This is a genomic window from Sphingomonas carotinifaciens, assembly GCF_009789535.1.
In the GTDB taxonomy this organism is placed as follows: domain Bacteria; phylum Pseudomonadota; class Alphaproteobacteria; order Sphingomonadales; family Sphingomonadaceae; genus Sphingomonas; species Sphingomonas carotinifaciens.
The window spans coordinates 448791-465166 of record NZ_WSUT01000005.1 but is presented as its reverse complement, the minus strand read 5'-3'; the positions used below and the strand labels follow the sequence as shown (position 1 = coordinate 465166).

Below are 16376 nucleotides of genomic sequence, written 5' to 3'. Positions count from 1 at the left end.
GGGCGGCGTCATCATACCTATTGAGGGCGTTTCTTGACGATACTCTGGCCGCATGATGTGACGTTGGCGAATTTTGTCCGAGCGATGATTGACGGCCCCTAAAACTTGTATGATAAGCCGCAGCAACAGCGGAATACCGTGGCAAGAGGAGGGGTGAGGTGAGAACAGCGATGCTGATCGGTGCGTCTTCGGGCGCGATGGCCCTGTTGCTGGCGGGATCGCCGGCGGCGGCACAGACCAACCTGTCGACCCCGCCGGGCGCCAATCCCGCTCCGAGCGCGCAAAGCCCCGATCCGCAGACCGCACCGGCCGCGCCGCCGGCATCCGACACGCCGACCGCGCCGACCGCGGTGCCGCCGCAGGACGGGGCGAGCGGCACCGAAGGCGGCGAAATCGTCGTCACCGGCTTTCGCCGGAGCCTGGCCGAAGGGCTGGAGTTGAAGCGCGAGGCGATCGGCGTGCGCGATTCGATCGTGGCGGAGGATATCGGCAAGTTCCCGGAAGCCAATGTCGCCGACTCGCTGCAACGCATTCCCGGCGTGATCCTGAGCCGCGACGGAGCCTCGAACGAGGGGCAGCGGATCAGTATCCGCGGGCTGGGGTCCGAATTCACCGTCACCACGATCAACATGGCGCCGGTTCGCACGACATCGTCGCTGGATGCGGGCGGATCCTCGCGCAACTTCAACTATGACGTGTTTCCGTCCGAATTGTTCGGGCGCGTCGACGTATACAAGACGCCGCTCGCCAATCTGGAGGAAGGCGGCATCGGCGGCAATGTCGACCTGCAGACGCCGCGCCCTTTCGACAGCAAGGGGCGGGTGATCCGCTATACCGCGCAGGGCAATTACAACACCCAGTCCAAGCGCTGGGGGCCGCGCGGATCGCTGCTGTTGAGCGATACGGTGGGCAATTTCGGTGCGCTGGTGGGCGTGGCCTATTCGCGCACGGTCAACGAACGCTCGGGCTTCCAGTCGACCGGCGGGTACAATTCGTCGGTGATCGGGTCGGGCGGTTATCGCACGCCGCCGGGGCAGACGCGCCCCCTGGTCGGACCGTTCGAGTTCCAGCTCGACCTGGACAATCCGCGCGCCAATTTCGGCGGGCTGACCCGCGAACAGGTGGCCAACGGGCTGTTGCCGCGCTTCTACCGCGTGTTCGCATCGGATAATGAACGCGAGCGGCTGGGGCTGGTCGGCTCGCTGCAATACAAGACCGACCGGCTGGATATCAGCCTGGACGGCATCTATTCGCACCTGAAGGACATCGGCGACGAGTTCACCTGGGGTGTGGCTGTGCGCAACAGCCGCACCGTGCCTGGCTCGACCGACCCGGCCGGTCGCGGCACGAATTCGGGCATCATCCCGCTCGACGTGAAGCTGGACCAGTACAACAACCTCTACGGCACCTTCGGCAATACCAGCGTGCTGACCGAGAGCCTGTATCGCACCAGCGAGACCAAGTTCCGCTACGGCATCCTGCGCGCCTCCTATGACGTGACCGACGCGGTAAAACTGTCGGTACAGGGCAATCTGAGCGACAGCCGCGCCTACAAGGAAGGCAATCGCATCCTGTCCAACATGTACGGGGTGACGACGACGTTCGATCCGACGGTGAACGTCACCTATCCGACGATCACCACCCCCGGGCTCGATCCCACCGATCCACGCAACTATTCGGTGCCGACGCTCGGCTTCGGCCGCGACGAGGAGGACGACAAGCAGCGCAATGTGCGCGCGGTGGTCGACTGGAACATGGTCGATGACGGCGACCGGCTGTTCGCGCTGAAGCTGGGCGGCAGCTATGTCTCCACGGTCAAGGAGATCCGTCGGCGCGACGGCAGCACCATCGCCACCAACCGCGTGCTGCCCGGCGGCGGCACCTTCCGCACGATCGACGTGTTCGCCAACATGGACCCGTTCGTGCAGTTCGGGAGCTTGCGCAACGGCGGCAATGCCGGTTTCCCGTCGCAATTCGCGACCTTCCCGCGCAGCTTTGTCGAGGGGACGCTGGATGCGGGCGGCGCGAACGCGGCGGCACCGGTGCAGTTGAACGGCGCGTTCCGGGCGGAGGAAATCGTCTCCACCGGCTTTTTCGAGGTCAATTTTAAACTGCCGCTGCTGGGCAGCGAACTGCGCGGCAACGCGGGCGTGCGCTATTCGGACACGCGCACCGTGGTCGACAATTATGTAACCAACGGGCGTGGCGGCTTCGTGCCGGCCAATCGGCGCGGCGGCTATGACAACTGGCTGCCCTCGGCCAGCCTGGCGTTCGATGCCACCCGCAACCTGACGCTACGTGCATCGGCGGGTCAGACGATCACGCGCAACGCGCTATCGTCGATTGCGGGCAGCACGGTGATCGGCAACCCGTTCAACGCCGACGTCACAGTGGGCAATCCGGACCTTCGCCCCCAACTGGCGACGCAATATGACGCGGTGGCCGAATGGTATTTCGCGCCTGGCGCGCTGCTGAGCGCGGGCGTGTTCAAGAAGGACATCACCGACCGGCCCTTCTCGTTTCAGGATTTCGTGTCGTTCGGGTCGCTCGGCCTGTCGTCCAACGTCTTCAATGCCCTGTCGCTGGGCTTCCCCAGCGGCATCATTCCGGACGATTTCCAGATCCGGCGTACCCGCATCATCAACCAGGGCGAGCTGAAGCTGAAGGGGCTGGAGGTCGGATACCAGCAGAACTTCACCTTCCTGCCCAAGCCCTTCGACGGGCTGGGGGTGACGAGCAGCTTCACGCTGATCGACCAGGAGGGCGGTGATTTCATCGCCTCGACGGGCACGCGCCGGTCGATCTCGTTCGTGCCGGACTATTCGTACAGCATCACCGGCTTCTACGAAAAGGGCCCGGTCTCGATCCGCGGCTCGTACAATTACCGCGCCAAGACGGGCACCTCGTTCGTCAACGTCGGCAACGACCAGATCGCCTATGTCGCGCCGCAGGGTTTCCTGGACGGCACGGTCAGTTACCGCGTGAACGATTATATCGAACTCAGGGTGGATGCGCTGAACATCACCAACGAGAACGTCTATCTTTACTATGAAAATCCCGACCAGCCGGATGGCAACGGTCTGTCGCGGCGGGACAATTCCTTCTTCAACGGCACCACCATCTCGTTCGGCATCCGCGGCAAGTTCTGATCCCGACCCCTCCTGGGTGCCCGGCCCGGACCCCGGCCGGGCACCCGCTTTTTTGGCCGCTGCGGGTTGCGGTGGCCGGGTGGCTGTGCTGTTCGGCTCCCCATGCACAATTACGCTTTGGCCATCGCGCTGATCGGCGCCCTTGGCGTCGGTGCCCAGTGGCTCGCATGGCGGACGGGCTGGCCCGGCATCGCCCTGATGCTGGCGGCCGGCATCATCGCCGGACCGGTGACCGGCCTTGTCCGCCCCGCCGAGGTGTTCGGCCCGCTGCTGGAGCCCGCCGTGTCGATCGCGGTCGCGGTGATCCTGTTCGAAGGCGGGTTGAGCCTGAATTTCCGGGAATTGCGCAAGACCGAGGGCGCGGTGATGCGGCTGGGCCTGATCGGCATGCCGGTCGGCTGGGTGCTGGGGACGCTGGCCTGTTACTATATCGCCGGGCTGGTGTGGCCGGTGGCGATCCTGTTTGCCGGCATCCTGGTCGTCACCGGGCCGACGGTGGTGCTGCCGCTGCTGCGCCAGAGCAACATCGCGGCGCGGCCGCGCGCGATCCTGAAATGGGAAGCAATCGTCAACGACCCCTTTGGCGCGCTGTTCGCGGTCATCACCTATGAATATCTGCGCCGGTCGGGGGACGGCGCGTCGCTGGCAGGCGTCACCGCATCGATCCTGTTCGCCGCGATCGTCGCAGGGGTGATCGGCTTTGCCATGGCCTGGGCGATCAAATGGGCGTTTCCGCGCGGCCATGTGCCCGAGCATCTGAAGGCGCCGGTGCTGTTCGTCGCGGTGATCGTCACCTTTGTGCTGTCCAACCTGATCCAGCACGAGACCGGGCTGGTCGCGGTGACGGTGATGGGCGTGGCGCTGGCCAACATGAAGCTGAGCAGCCTGCGCGACGTGCATCCGTTCAAGGAGAACGTGACCGTCCTGTTGATCTCGGGCGTGTTCGTCCTGCTGTCCGCCTCGCTGGACCTGGACGTGGCGCGGCGGTTCGAATGGCGGTTCCTGGCGTTCCTGATCGCGCTGCTTTTCCTGGTGCGGCCGGCGACGGTGCTGGTCAGCCTGGCCTTTTCCAAGGTGCCGTGGCGCGAGCGCATCCTGATCGCGTGGATCGCGCCGCGCGGCATCGTCGCGGTGGCGATGTCGGGGCTGTTCGCGCTCAGGCTGGGGGCGCTGGGCTATGGCGACGGCGGCATCCTGGTCACGCTGTCCTTCGGCGTGGTGGTGGCGACGATCGTCGCGCACGGCTTCAGCATCCGCTGGGTCGCGCGGCGGCTGGGCGTGACCGCGACCGGGCAGCGCGGGCTGCTGATCGTGGGGGCGACGCCGTGGAGCCTAGCGCTGGCGCGCCACCTGCAGCAACTGGAGGTAGCGGTGACGATCAGCGACGCGAACTGGCGTGCGCTGACGGGCGCGCGCCAGCATGGGCTGTCGACCTTTCACGGCGAGATCCTGGCGGAGACGAGCGAAGAGCATCTGGACATGGGCCGCTTCCAGGCGCTGGCGGCGGCGACCCCGAACGAGGCGTATAACGCCCTGGTGTGCAGCGAATTCGCCCCCGAGATCGGGCGCGACGCGGTGTATCAGCTCGGCGGCGGCGGGGGCGACAGCGCGCCCGACGATCGTGGCCTGTCCGAAGCGCTGCGCGGGCGGTCGCTGTTCGCGTCGGGGGTCGGCATCGACGAGATCGAGGCGCGGGCGGCCGCCGGCTGGACCTTCCGCAAGACGCGGATCAGCGAACAGTTCGACTTTGCCGCGGCGCGCGCCGCCCTGCCGGCCGAGGCGGACCTGCTGCTGGTGCTGCGCCCCGGCGGTCAGCTGCGCTTCTTCACCCATGCGACCCGGCCGGTGCCGGTGGCGGGCGACGTGATCGTGTCCTACGCGCCGCCGCAGCCGCGCCGCGACGGGGCTGGTGCCGAGGTGGAGGCTGTCGCATGACCGGATCATCGTTCGCAAAGGGAGGGGTATGACCATGTTGCGCCATCCGCTGGGATTGTGCGTCCTGCTGGGCCTGTCGCTGGCGGGGTGCGAGGGCGGCGCGCCGTCGAACACCGCCGCGCCGGTCAATGCGGCCGACACGCTCACCCCCCCGCTTCCCGTGCCGAGCCCGACGCCCGAGGGCGAGGTGAAGTCGATCATCCGCCCGGCGGTCCATGCCGAGGTGGCCGAGGCGCCTGAGCCCGAAGCGACGCCCGAACCGCTGTCGCGCACGATCGGCTTTCCGCGCAGTGCCGCGCTGGACGATGCGGCGCGCGCGGCGCTGGATGCGCTGGCGCAGGAGGCGCGGACGCGGGGCGGCCCGATCGTGCTGCGCGGGCATTCCGACTCGCAAGGGTCGGACAAGGACAATCTGCGCACCGCCCGCCGGCGGGCGGAGGTGGTGCGCGACTATCTGGTCGAGCAGGGGGTGCCGCGCGAGCGGATTACCGTGATCGCGCTGGGCGAGGCGCGGCCGATCGCCCCGAACGCCAAGCTGGACGGCAGCGACGATCCCGAGGGGCGCGCCCGCAATCGGCGGGTGGAGGTGGAGATCGGGGTACCGACTGCGGCGGCGGCGCCCGCACCAGCCGCGACGCCGACGCCCGCACCGGCGGGATAGCGCAACGGCCACGCAGCCTTGACGATGCAACGGCGTTATGCGCTTGAAACAGCGCGGGCTGCATGGGCGAACAATGTGACGGTGGTGGCAGGCAGCAAGGAAGCGGCGTTCCTGATCGGGGGCGGCGAAATGGGGAAGCGGATCGGCACCTTTGCGTGGGAGACCACGCCGATCGGCGCGATCGCGAGTTGGCCGGTGGCGATGCGCTCCGTACTGGCCTTTGTCTTGCGCTCGCCGGTGCCGATCGTGACGCTGTGGGGTCCGACCGGCGTGATGATCTACAACGACGCCTATCGCGGGTTCGCCGGCGACCGGCATCCGGCACTGCTCGGCACCAACGTGCTGGAGGGCTGGCACGAGGTCGCGGACTTCAACGCGCATGTGATGCAGGTGGTGTATCATGGCGGCGGCACGCTGTCGTACCAAGACCAGGAACTGACGCTGGTGCGCGACGGCACGCCACGCGCCTTGTGGACCGACCTGGAATATTCCCCGGCGCTGGACGATGACGGCCGGCCGATCGGCGTGGTCGCAGTGGTGATCGAGACGACCGAGCGCGTGCTGGCGGGCCGCCGGTTGCAGGACGACCGCGACCGGCTGTGGGCGATCTCGCAGGACCTGCTGCTGGTCTGCACCTTCGAGGGGATCATCACCGCGGTGAATCCCAGCGCGACGCGGATGCTGGGCTGGGCGGAAACCGAACTGGTGGGCCAGCCGTTGAGCGCCTTCCTCCATCCCGACGATCTGGCGAGCACCGCGGCCGAAGTCGCCACGCTGAGCGACGGAGTGACGACGATGGCGTTCGAGAACCGGTACCGGACCAAGGCGGGCGACTACCGCCTGCTCGCCTGGACCGCGGTGCCCTCCGCCGGGCGCATCCATGCGGTGGGACGCGACATCACCGAGGAAAGGCGGCTGGCGCGCGACCGCGAGCGGATCTGGACGCTGTCGCCGGTGCTGAAGGTGGTGACCGATGCCGCGGGCATCATCACCAACGTCAATCCGTCCTGGACCGCGACGCTGGGCTGGACCCATGCCGAATCGGTCGGGCGGCGCAGCACCGATTTCATGGAGGATGACGAGGGATCGTGGCGCGAGCGGGTGCGCATCCTGTCCGCGGGGCAGGCGCTGCACGATTACCGCACGACCCTGATCGCCAAGTCGGGCGAGCGACGGCTGATCCGCTGGACGACGGTACCCGAGGGAGGGACCTTTTACGGCTTCGGCCATGACGTGACCGCCGAAAACGAGGCCGCCGCGGCACTGGCCACCGCCGAGGCGCAGTTGCGGCAAAGCCAGAAGATGGAGGCGGTGGGCCAGCTGACCGGCGGCATCGCGCACGACTTCAACAACCTGCTGCAAGGGATCACCGGCAATCTGGAGATCGTCGAGCGGCGGGTGGCGCAGGGGCGCACCGAGGAACTGGACCGTTTCGTGACGGCGGCGGCGACGGCGGCGAACCGGGCGGCGTCGCTGACCCACCGGCTGCTCGCCTTTTCGCGCCGCCAGCCGCTCGATCCGAAGCCGGTGGAGGTCAACCGGCTGATCGGATCGATCGAGGACCTGTTGCGCCGCACGATCGGCGAGCGGATCGCGCTGGACCTGCATCTGGACGCCGATCTGTGGCCGACCCGGTGCGATCCCAACCAGTTGGAAAGCGCGATCCTGAACCTGGCGATCAACGCGCGCGATGCGATGGAGGGCGGCGGCCGCCTGACCATCGAGACGGGCAACGTGACGCGTGAGAACAGCGCGTTCGTATGCATCCGGGTGGGCGATACCGGTACCGGCATGGATGCCGACACGATCGCGCGCGCGTTCGAACCGTTTTTCACCACCAAGCCGATCGGGCGCGGCACCGGGCTGGGCCTGTCGATGATCTACGGCTTTGCCAAACAGTCCGAGGGCACCGCGACGATCGAAAGCGCGCCGGGCGAGGGAACGAGCGTGCGGCTGTACCTGCCGCGCCATGACGGGCCGATGGACGAGGCGGGCGAGGCGCCGGCGGCGGCACCGGTGCCGCTGAGCGGCCGGGGCGAGGTCGTGCTGGTGGTCGAGGACGAGGCGGTAGTCCGCGCCCTGATCCTGGAGGAACTGCAGGAGCTGGGATACCGCACGCTGGCGGCGGGCGACGGCGCGAGCGGCTTGGCGCTGCTGAGAAGCCATGCGCGGATCGACCTGCTGGTCACCGACATGGGCCTGCCCGATCGCGACGGGCGTCAGGTGGCGATGGAGGCACGGGCGATGCGGCCTGCGCTGAAGGTGCTGTTCATGACCGGCTATGCCGAAACCGCCGCCGCCGCGTCCGGCTTCATGGAGCCGGGGATGGCGATGATCACCAAGCCGTTTGCGATGAACGTGCTGGCGGGAGCGGGTGCAAGGGATGCTGGCGGGGTAGGCCCAACCCACACCCTCCGGCCTGAGCGAAGCCGAAGGTCAGGCGATGGCGGCTGTGCTTCGACTTCGCTCAGCACGAACGGAAGGAGTGTTTACTGCTCGGACGCAGCTATCGGTCGGGCATGGGATCGCGCGGGGTGGCGACCTGGGTTGCGTTGGCGTCGCTGCGTTCCTTTTGCCGGGCATGGCTGAAGATCATGCCGGCATAGGTGAGGATGCCGAGGACGAACACGACGGCGATGATGACGGCGAAGCGGCGGATGATCGGGGCTTCCCGACGTTCGCGACGCTCGGCGCGGGCGTCGGCGGCGTGGACCCGGTCGTCGAGATGCGGATCAGGCAAGTTTCAGCCCTTCCTTGTTCATCTGGCGGGTCAAATGGGCGTTCTGGGCGTCGGAGAGTTCGGCGCGCAGGCGCGGGAACAGATCGTCCTCCTCCTCGCGCATATGCTGTTCGATCATCGTGCGAAACTCGCGCAGTTTGGGCAGCCAGGCGGGATCGTCCTTGGCCATCTCGCCCAGATCGAAGAAATATTGCTTCACATAGCCATGTTCGTGATTCAGATGATCCGCCGCCTCGGGCATGCCCCGGTCGCGCATCATCGCGTAGACGGCGTTCTCCTCCTGCAAGGCATGTTTGCCGATTGCGTGCTTCAACTGGGCGAGCAGCACGGTGCGACGCCTCGTGTCGCTCGCATCGCTGCGTTCCAGCGCGTCGAACAGGGCGAGTGCCGCGGCATGTTCGGCGGCGAGCGCCTTGTCCCATTCGCCCGCGAGCAGGGTGGGCGCCTGAACCGCGGCCTTGCGGGCGAGATTCGCGGCGATGCCGATCGCGATCCCGGCCGCCATGCCGATCGCCAGCGTGTGGCGCCCTTCGCGGGGTTCGTCCGATTGGGTCATGCATCCACTCCGTCAGCCACAAACAGGCGTACCGGACCAACGGGACAGGATGGGGATCGTTGCCGCAGTTCTCCGGAAAATCTCGTTGATCTACGTTACATATCAATGGGTTGCTCGATCGCGGTGGCGATTGCCACCGCGCCGGTGATGGCGCCGTGCACGCGCACCGGGGCAAAGGCCAGGCGGACGGGCCTTTCGGTGCCCGCGCGCGTCAGGAAGCGGGTGGCGAAGGCCGGCGGTGGCGTGCCGGTCAGCACCGCCTCCACCTGATCGGCGGTGGCACGGCGCAGCGGCAGGGGCAGGATGTCGGTCAGCCGGACGCCGTGCAGCTTGTCCGGGGCGAAGCCCGCCAGCCGTGCGAACCCCGCATCGACCTCCGCCAAGGTGCCGCGCATCGACAGCAGCGCGCGACCGACCTCGCCGTGCGCGGCGAGCGCGGCCAGCGTCGCGCTGCGTGCGTCTTCATGACGCTCGGTGGCGAGCCGGTCTGTGATGTCATCGAACAGGCAGGCAGATCCGCCGGCGAACGGCATGGCCCGCAGCCGCAGCCAGCGCCCCTCCCGCGCGAAGGAGGGCAGTTCCAGGCAGGTGGTGGCGCCCGACGCCACCGCGCGGGCCAGCGCGGCATAGCCGGGCCGATCCTCTATCCCCGGCCAGATCAAGGGCAGCGCCCGGCCGCGCACCGCCTCTGCCGAGACCATCAGGAAGGCGCAGGCAGCGGCATTGATCGCGCGCACCCGCATCGCGCCGTCCAGCGCCAGAAAACCCTGCTCCAGATGCTCCAGCACATGCGACACGGGCGGCACCGCGCCGGGATCGGCATCGCTGGGCGTCGCCAGCGCCTCGAACGCGGCGAGCGACAGCATCACCAGTCGCGGGCGACCGTGATGGGTGATGAATACCGGGCCGGCGGCGGCGCGCGCCTGCCATGTGCCGAATTGCCGTACCAGCTCGCCCGCGGTTACCGCGGGCGGCGCCGCCCCATTCCTTGCCAGGATCATCGGCTCCCTTTCCGATCAACCAGTCCCCGTTTCCTGTCATGCGTAGAACTATTTAAACATTCCAGTGTTTTAAGTCCCGATGCCGATCTATTCGCCACCGGAACGGGGTTGTCGTAAATTGCGTGAAACGCGGTGCGGCGATGGCGTGGGTCGGCCGGCTATCGCATCTCTTCCCACGCAAATGCCGTATTTCGAGCGAATTGCACGGGAACGCCGCGTTAGGATTCGGCAGGCGACCATGGCCCTGTCCGGCACTCTCCCCACCCCTCGCCGGACGGAGGAGGACAGGATGGCCGGCACCGGATACGCCCCCCCCGATCCGATGGCCGCATCATATGGAGCGATGGTCCCGCTTCCCACGCGTGCCGCCGGCCATCCTGTCACCGATGCAGGGCAGGCCTGCCCGGTCGGGTTCTGACATCGTGACGGCCGGGGCGGCTTCTCCATCCGGTGCCCCGGCCGTTTCCCGCCATCCCGCCTGGTTGCGCTGGATCACCCGCCTGCTGCCGATGCGGCGCGGGCGGCCGGATCGTGCGCCGGTCAGCTATCACGCACGGCGTGCCGCACAGGAGCGGGCGCTGGCCCGGCGGGCACGCTGTGCCGTCGCGCGCGCCCGTCATCTCGCGCTGGCGGAACTGCACAGCGCGCATGACCGGCTGGAAAGCGGCGTGCCGAACCCGGTACCGCCGGGACCACGGACGATGGAGGCGGCCCTGCGCGGGGCGATGATGCCCTCCACGCAGCGCAGCCGGTTGCCGGATATCGCGCCGGACCTTAGCGGGTAGCCTCCACACCGGAGGCGAGCGCATCGCGCAGGTGCTGCACGCGTTCGTTGAGCGTGCCCAGTTCCTCCAGCGACATCCCCGACTGCGCGATCAGCTTTTCCGCCAGACAGCCGCAGCGGTCGCGCAAATCCCACCCGGCCTGGGTCAGGGCGACCTGAACCTGACGCTCGTCAAGGGGATTGCGGGTCCGCCTGACCAGACCCGATGCCTCCAGCCGCTTGACCAGCGGGGTCACCGTGCTCGACTCCAGCGCGAGGCGCGACGCGATCGCGCCGACGCTGCGGCCATCCTCCTCCCACAGCGCGTGCAGCACCAGATATTGCGGATAGGTGATCCCCAGCGCGTCGAGCAGCGGCTTGTACGCCCGGTTGATCGCCATCGACGTGGCATAAAGCGAGAAGCACAACTGGCTGTCGAGCGGCGCGGGGGCGGCCATGGCAATCATCCTTTCGCGTGTACGATTTCGATATCGCGATAAACATTCCGCTGGACAAGCCCGGTATGACCTCCTACATAGGTATCGCGATAAAGATTATTCCGATAAGGAGAATAGCATGTCGGTCGATGTAAAGTACCGCACCGCAGCCACCGCCACTGGCGGGCGCGATGGTCATGCCCGTGTCGATGACGGCAATTTTGACGTGAAGCTGTCCACCCCCAGGGAATTGGGCGGTGCGGGCGGCGAGGGTACGAACCCCGAGCAACTGTTCGCGGCCGGCTATGCGGCTTGTTTCATCGGCGCATTGAAGGCGGCCGGTCATCAGCTGAAAGTCGCGGTGCCCGCGGATACGCAGGTATCGGCCACGGTTGGCATCGGTCCGCGCGCGGCCGGCGGGTTCGGCATCACCGCCGACCTGACCGTCACGCTGCCCGGCGTCGCGCCCGATGTGGCGCAAACGCTGGTCGACACCGCGCACCAGATCTGCCCCTACAGCAACGCGACGCGCGGCAATGTCGATGTCGGCCTGACGCTCGCCTGATCTTTTCCCATCGGGCCTGCCCGCGTTTCCCTCCCTTGGACGCGAGGGGCGGGCCCGTTCCGGCGGTATCCTCCCATGCCGCGCAGGACCCGGCGGCGACGGCACCCCTCCCTGGCCGTCGCCGCCGGTTTTGATTCTAGCCTGCCGCCTCCCCGACCCTGGCCAGCACCGCGGCGTGCGGGGGCAGCGTGCGGGCGAGCGTGGCATTGGCGCGGCGCATCTGGCGCAACGCATCGGCCACCCGGTCCTCGTCCAGCGCATCGACGATCGGGTCATAGCCATCGGGCATGATGTTCTGCCCGATCATCACCGCGACCCAGCTGGGGACCGCGAACAGTTCGTCGTCATAGCGGAAGATGCGGCCCTTTTCGCGGAACAGCGCGATCTTCTCGGCCAGCGTGTCGGGGATCGTCATGGTGCGGACGTGGCGCCAGAAGGGCGTGTCGTCGCGGCGGGTGGCGTGATAGTGCAGGATGATGAAATCGCGGATCCCGTCATAGGCGTCGGTCATGAAGCGATTGTAGCGGTCGCGCTCGACTGCGGTGAAACGCTTGTCGGGGAACAGCGCGAACAGCTTCGATATGCCGTTCTGGATCAGGTGGATGCTGGTCGATTCCAGCGGCTCCAGGAAGCCGCCGGCCAAGCCCAGCGCCACGACATTGCCTTCCCACATGCGCTGGTAGCGGCCGGCCCTGAACGACAGGCGGCGTGGGGTGTCGGTCGGTTCGGCATCGAGATTGGCGAGCAGCAGGCGCTCGGCCTCGGCATCGTCCATGAAGGCGCTGGCATAGACATGGCCGTTGCCGGTACGGTGTTGCAGCGGGATGCGCCATTGCCAGCCCGCGGGCCGTGCGGTGGCGCGAGTATAGGGCAGCACCGGATCGGTCCGGCGCGTCGGCACGGCCAGCGCCCGGTCGCAGGGCAGCCAGTGCGACCAGTCGACAAAGGGCACCCCCATCGCCTGGCCGAGCAGCAGGCTGCGAAAGCCGGAGCAGTCGATGAACAGGTCGCCGGCGACGCGGCGACCGTCCCCCAGCACCACCGCGGCGACATGGCCGCTGGCGGGGTCGCGCTCCACGCGTTCGATCCGCCCCTCGATCCGGGTGACGCCGCCGGCCTCCGCCTGCGCGCGCAGAAAGGCGGCGTAGCGGCCGGCATCGAAATGATAGGCATAGGCCAGCCCCGACAGGGGTGAGCGCGGATCGGCGACGGGCGGTGCAAAGGTGCCCGCGTGCGCCGCGGCGGCGGCCATCGCGTAATCGTCGATTGGGCCGATGCCGTCGCGGTCGCGCAGCTTCAGCCAAGCCTGGTGAAAGTTCAGCCCGTCGAAATCGCGCCCGTGATGGCCGAAGGGGTGGAAATACCGATCCTCGCCCGTGTCCCAGCCGACGAATTCGATACCCAGCTTGTAGCTGCCGCCGGTGGCGGACAGGAACCGGCCTTCGTCTAGCCCAAGCAGGCGGTTGAAGCCGATGATCGGCGGGATCGTCGCCTCGCCAACACCGACCGTGCCGATCGCGTCCGATTCGACCAGGGTGATGCGGCGCTGTCCATCGTCGAGGAAGCGGGCAGCGGCGGCGGCGGCCATCCAGCCGGCGGTGCCGCCGCCGACGATGACGACATGGGAGATCGGCTGGGTCATGCGTGCCTCATGCGGGCGAGATAGGCGGGATAGGGGGGGAGGCGGGCGGGGAGGGCGGCGAGCGTGGCGTGGAGGTGGTCGAGCGGTGCGGGGGCGGGGGCGGAGAGGGCGATCGGGTCGGGGCGGGCGGGGCGGATGGTGGCGGCGAGGACGGCGAGCCAGCGTTCGGGGCCGACGCTTTCCTCCTCGAAATGGGGGAGGAAGCCGCGGCGGGCGAACTGGGCGAGGGTGTGGGCGAGGCCGGGGCGGGGGGGCGCGTGGCCGGCGAGGTGGTGGTGGGCCGAGAGGAGGTCTGCGAGGCGGTCCGCGCGGAGGGACGCGCGGCGGTTATATTCGGCGAGGAGGAGCGGGGGCATGTCGCGGCCGGGGAGCAGGGACAGGGCGAGGGATAGGTTCGCCAGCGCGAGCGCGAAGCCGGTCCAGCAGAGTGGGCCCATGACGGCGGCGGCGTCGCCAAGCGCCAGTCGGTTGCCCTGCCAGGGCTCCGCGCGGCGGCCGGGGCGGATGGGACCGGTGCCGAGCGTGGCGGTGCCGGTGAGCGTGCGCTGCGCAAGGGGCCATGTCGCCTGCCAGCCGGTGTCGGTGGCGCGGTAGGTGTCGCACGGGTCGGGAGCGGTGCCGGTCGTTTCCGCAAGAGTGAGGGTGGTGGCGGGCAGCGCGTCCGTCCAGTCGATCCAGTCGGGGGCGGATGCGGGGCCGGTCGCGTCGACGATCAGGTCGGCATCGACCCCGTCGCCAGACGCGATGCGCACGCCGGCGCGGGTGGCGCGGTCGGCGAGGAAGGGGGTGATCGCATCCGGATCGAAGCGCAGGCCATAGTCGTGGAAGCCGAGCGGACCGTCGGGCGCGGTCGGGTGGACGAAGCGCCCGGCATCGGCGAGCACCGCGGCGGGGCGATAGCGGTGAAGCGGGTGCCGGGGGGCGAGCGCATGATGGTGGTGCAGCGCGCCCGCGACGCCGAGCGGCATCGGCTGCCCTTCGCTGGTGATATAGTCCGCCGGGCCCCAGCCGAGAAAACGCTCGCCCAGCCGGTGCGTCGCGCCGGCGTATGCGACGAGGTCGGCCTCGTCCAGTTCGAGCTGTTCCAGCACGGGCGCGCTGGAGGGCAGGGTGGCGGGCAGGCGGTCGGTCAGCGCCGCGGGATCGACCGGCCGCATGATCCAGTCGATCCGCGCGCCGGGCAGCGCCTGCGCGAAGCCGAGCGCGGCGATGCCGGCGACCGGGCCGCCGCCAAGGATCGTGACGCTGCGCACCCTGTTCTGTCGGTTCATCGCGGCAGGCTCGCTTCATGGGGTGGCAGAGCGTCGATCGCGGTGCCGATGCCGGCGGCGAGCGCGGCCAGCGCCTGATCGAGTTTCGCAGGATCGGCGCCGTCCGCGCGCGGGTCCCAGCCGTCCGGCACGATGTTCTGGCCGAGATAGACCGCCAGCCAGCTGGGTTCGAGAAACAGGCCGTAGCTGTAATGCGCGACCTGCGCCGTTTGCCGCCACAGCGCAATCCGATCCGCCAGCGTGTCGGGGATCGCCATGGTGCGGACATGATCCCAGAAGGGGGAATCGTCGCGCGTGGTGGCGTGATAGTGCAGGATCAGGAAGTCGCGGATGCGGTCATATTCGGCATCGACCGCGGTGTTGAAGCCGTCGCGGTCGGCGTCGGTGACGCGCGCGTCCGGGAAATGTTCGATCAGCGCGGTGATCGCCATCTGCACCAGATAGATGCTGGTCGATTCGAGCGGTTCGAGAAAGCCCGAGGCAAGCCCCACCGCGACGACATTGTGCGACCAGCTATGCCGCCGCCGCCCGGCCCGGAAGCGGAGCAGGCGCGGCTCGGCCAGTGCCTCGCCCTCCAGCCCCGCAAGCAGCGCTTCTCGCGCGGTATCTTCGTCGCAGTAGCGGCTGGCATAGACATAGCCGTTGCCGACGCGGGTGGTGAGCGGGATGCGCCAGCGCCATCCGGCGGGCATCGCGGTGGCACGGGTCAGCGGCTCGATCGGCCCCGGCGCATGGGTGCAGGGCACCGCCACCGCCCGGTCGCAGGGCAGCCAGTGGGACCAATCCTCCCACGCCTCGTCCAGTTCGCCACCGATCAGCAGCGCGCGAAAGCCCGAGCAGTCGACGAACAGATCGCCCTCGATCCGGGTGCCGTCCGCCAGATGGATCGCGGTGACGCGGCCGTCCCGTTCGTCGCGGCCGACCGAGACGACGCGCCCTTCGGTGCGGCGGCAGCCCCGCGCCTCGGCATGGGTGCGCAGGAAGGGGGCGAAGCGGGTCGCATCGAACTGATAGGCGTAGCCGAAACTGTCCTGCAGTGCGTCGCTGGTCGGATCGGGGCGGGCGAAGCGGGCGCGCTCTCCGGCGACGACCCCGGCCGAATAGGCGCCAAGCGGCGTGGGATTGCCGCCATGGTGACGGCGCAGCCAGTAATGGTGGAAGCCGACGCCGCCGAGCGGCTGGCCATAGGTGCCGAAGGGATGGACGTAGCGATCGCCGATGCGGCCGAAATCGCGGAAGTCGATGCCGAGCTTGAAGGTGGCATGAGTCGCGGTCATGAACGCGATCTCGTCGATCCCCAGCCGCTGAATAAAGGCGCGCAAATGAGGCAGGGTGGCCTCGCCGACGCCGACGATGCCGATCTCTGCCGATTCGACCAGGTGAACGTCGGCCGCCGCAGGGATCAGCGTGGCCAGACCGGCGGCGGTCATCCAGCCGGCGGTGCCCCCGCCGACGACCACCACCCGCACGCGATTCCTCTCCTGCCCGGCCATGCTCCCCCTCCTGCGCGCTTGCAGCGCTTCTACGGCAGTAGCGGCTTTTCTGCCACGCCGCCAAGTTTACTTATATCAAGTTGCGTTATTTCACTTGTGGCCGTTTCGGTATCAGGTTAACTGACGAGAACTGAAACATTTTTTACTGCACGACGGAAGAACC

The 16376-nt window shown here is 68.3% G+C and carries 13 protein-coding genes; 6 read left to right on the top strand and 7 right to left on the bottom strand.

Annotation, left to right across the window (positions count from 1 at the left end; genetic code table 11):
- The first annotated feature begins 158 nt into the window (after nucleotides 1–158).
- From GQR91_RS04125 to GQR91_RS04110, 4 genes are all read left to right on the top strand, one after another.
- Nucleotides 159–3149: a TonB-dependent receptor gene (locus GQR91_RS04125; RefSeq protein WP_235903862.1), complete on the top strand. Its 2991-nt coding sequence runs from the start codon at nucleotides 159–161 to the stop codon at nucleotides 3147–3149.
- A 102-nt stretch (nucleotides 3150–3251) separates the two neighbouring features.
- Nucleotides 3252–5084: a cation:proton antiporter gene (locus GQR91_RS04120; protein ID WP_149681271.1), complete on the top strand. Its 1833-nt coding sequence runs from the start codon at nucleotides 3252–3254 to the stop codon at nucleotides 5082–5084.
- Nucleotides 5085–5112: 28 nt separating this feature from the next.
- Nucleotides 5113–5745 (top strand): OmpA family protein, encoded by a 633-nt coding sequence (locus GQR91_RS04115; protein ID WP_235903861.1) that lies wholly within the window; start codon nucleotides 5113–5115, stop codon nucleotides 5743–5745.
- A 75-nt stretch (nucleotides 5746–5820) separates the two neighbouring features.
- Nucleotides 5821–8334 carry a PAS domain S-box protein gene (locus tag GQR91_RS04110; protein WP_346266279.1) on the top strand — a complete coding sequence of 838 codons (2514 nt, stop codon included), beginning with the start codon at nucleotides 5821–5823 and terminating at the stop codon, nucleotides 8332–8334.
- Here the strand turns inward: GQR91_RS04110 and GQR91_RS04105 are convergent.
- The 3 genes from GQR91_RS04105 to GQR91_RS04095 form a co-directional block, all read right to left on the bottom strand.
- On the bottom strand, nucleotides 8252–8485 hold the full coding sequence (locus GQR91_RS04105) for a hypothetical protein (RefSeq protein WP_149681269.1): 234 nt from the start codon (nucleotides 8483–8485) through the stop codon (nucleotides 8252–8254). The two genes, GQR91_RS04110 and GQR91_RS04105, sit on opposite strands and share 83 nt — an antisense overlap.
- Entirely contained in the window at nucleotides 8478–9041 is a 564-nt protein-coding gene (locus GQR91_RS04100) for a hemerythrin domain-containing protein (protein ID WP_149681268.1), read from the bottom strand. Before GQR91_RS04100 ends, GQR91_RS04105 begins: the two co-directional genes overlap by 8 nt.
- A 95-nt stretch (nucleotides 9042–9136) precedes the next feature.
- Entirely contained in the window at nucleotides 9137–10042 is a 906-nt protein-coding gene (locus GQR91_RS04095) for a PAS domain-containing protein (RefSeq protein WP_149681267.1), read from the bottom strand.
- Nucleotides 10043–10377: 335 nt separating this feature from the next.
- Here GQR91_RS04095 and GQR91_RS04090 point away from each other — a divergent pair, with 335 nt between their 5' ends.
- Nucleotides 10378–10827: a hypothetical protein gene (locus tag GQR91_RS04090; protein ID WP_149681266.1), complete on the top strand. Its 450-nt coding sequence runs from the start codon at nucleotides 10378–10380 to the stop codon at nucleotides 10825–10827.
- On the opposite strand, the gene GQR91_RS04085 is transcribed toward GQR91_RS04090, so the two are convergent.
- Entirely contained in the window at nucleotides 10817–11263 is a 447-nt protein-coding gene (locus tag GQR91_RS04085) for a MarR family winged helix-turn-helix transcriptional regulator (protein WP_149681265.1), read from the bottom strand. The two genes, GQR91_RS04090 and GQR91_RS04085, sit on opposite strands and share 11 nt — an antisense overlap.
- 118 nt (nucleotides 11264–11381) lie before the next feature.
- On the opposite strand from GQR91_RS04085, the gene GQR91_RS04080 reads away from it, so the two are divergent.
- On the top strand, nucleotides 11382–11807 hold the full coding sequence (locus GQR91_RS04080) for an organic hydroperoxide resistance protein (RefSeq protein ID WP_112381600.1): 426 nt from the start codon (nucleotides 11382–11384) through the stop codon (nucleotides 11805–11807).
- A 136-nt stretch (nucleotides 11808–11943) separates the two neighbouring features.
- Here the strand turns inward: GQR91_RS04080 and GQR91_RS04075 are convergent, their stop codons facing one another.
- From GQR91_RS04075 to GQR91_RS04065, 3 genes are read right to left on the bottom strand one after another with little or no spacing between them, the layout of a single operon-like run.
- Complete coding sequence (locus tag GQR91_RS04075; protein ID WP_149681264.1) at nucleotides 11944–13449, bottom strand: tryptophan halogenase family protein; 1506 nt, start codon at nucleotides 13447–13449, stop codon at nucleotides 11944–11946.
- A complete protein-coding gene (locus GQR91_RS04070) occupies nucleotides 13446–14720 on the bottom strand; it encodes a tryptophan 7-halogenase (protein ID WP_149681263.1) in 1275 nt (424 codons plus the stop codon). The genes GQR91_RS04075 and GQR91_RS04070 overlap by 4 nt, the downstream gene beginning before the upstream one ends.
- Complete coding sequence (locus tag GQR91_RS04065) at nucleotides 14717–16213, bottom strand: tryptophan halogenase family protein (RefSeq protein ID WP_149681262.1); 1497 nt, start codon at nucleotides 16211–16213, stop codon at nucleotides 14717–14719. The genes GQR91_RS04070 and GQR91_RS04065 overlap by 4 nt, the downstream gene beginning before the upstream one ends.
- Nucleotides 16214–16376: the final 163 nt, after the last annotated feature.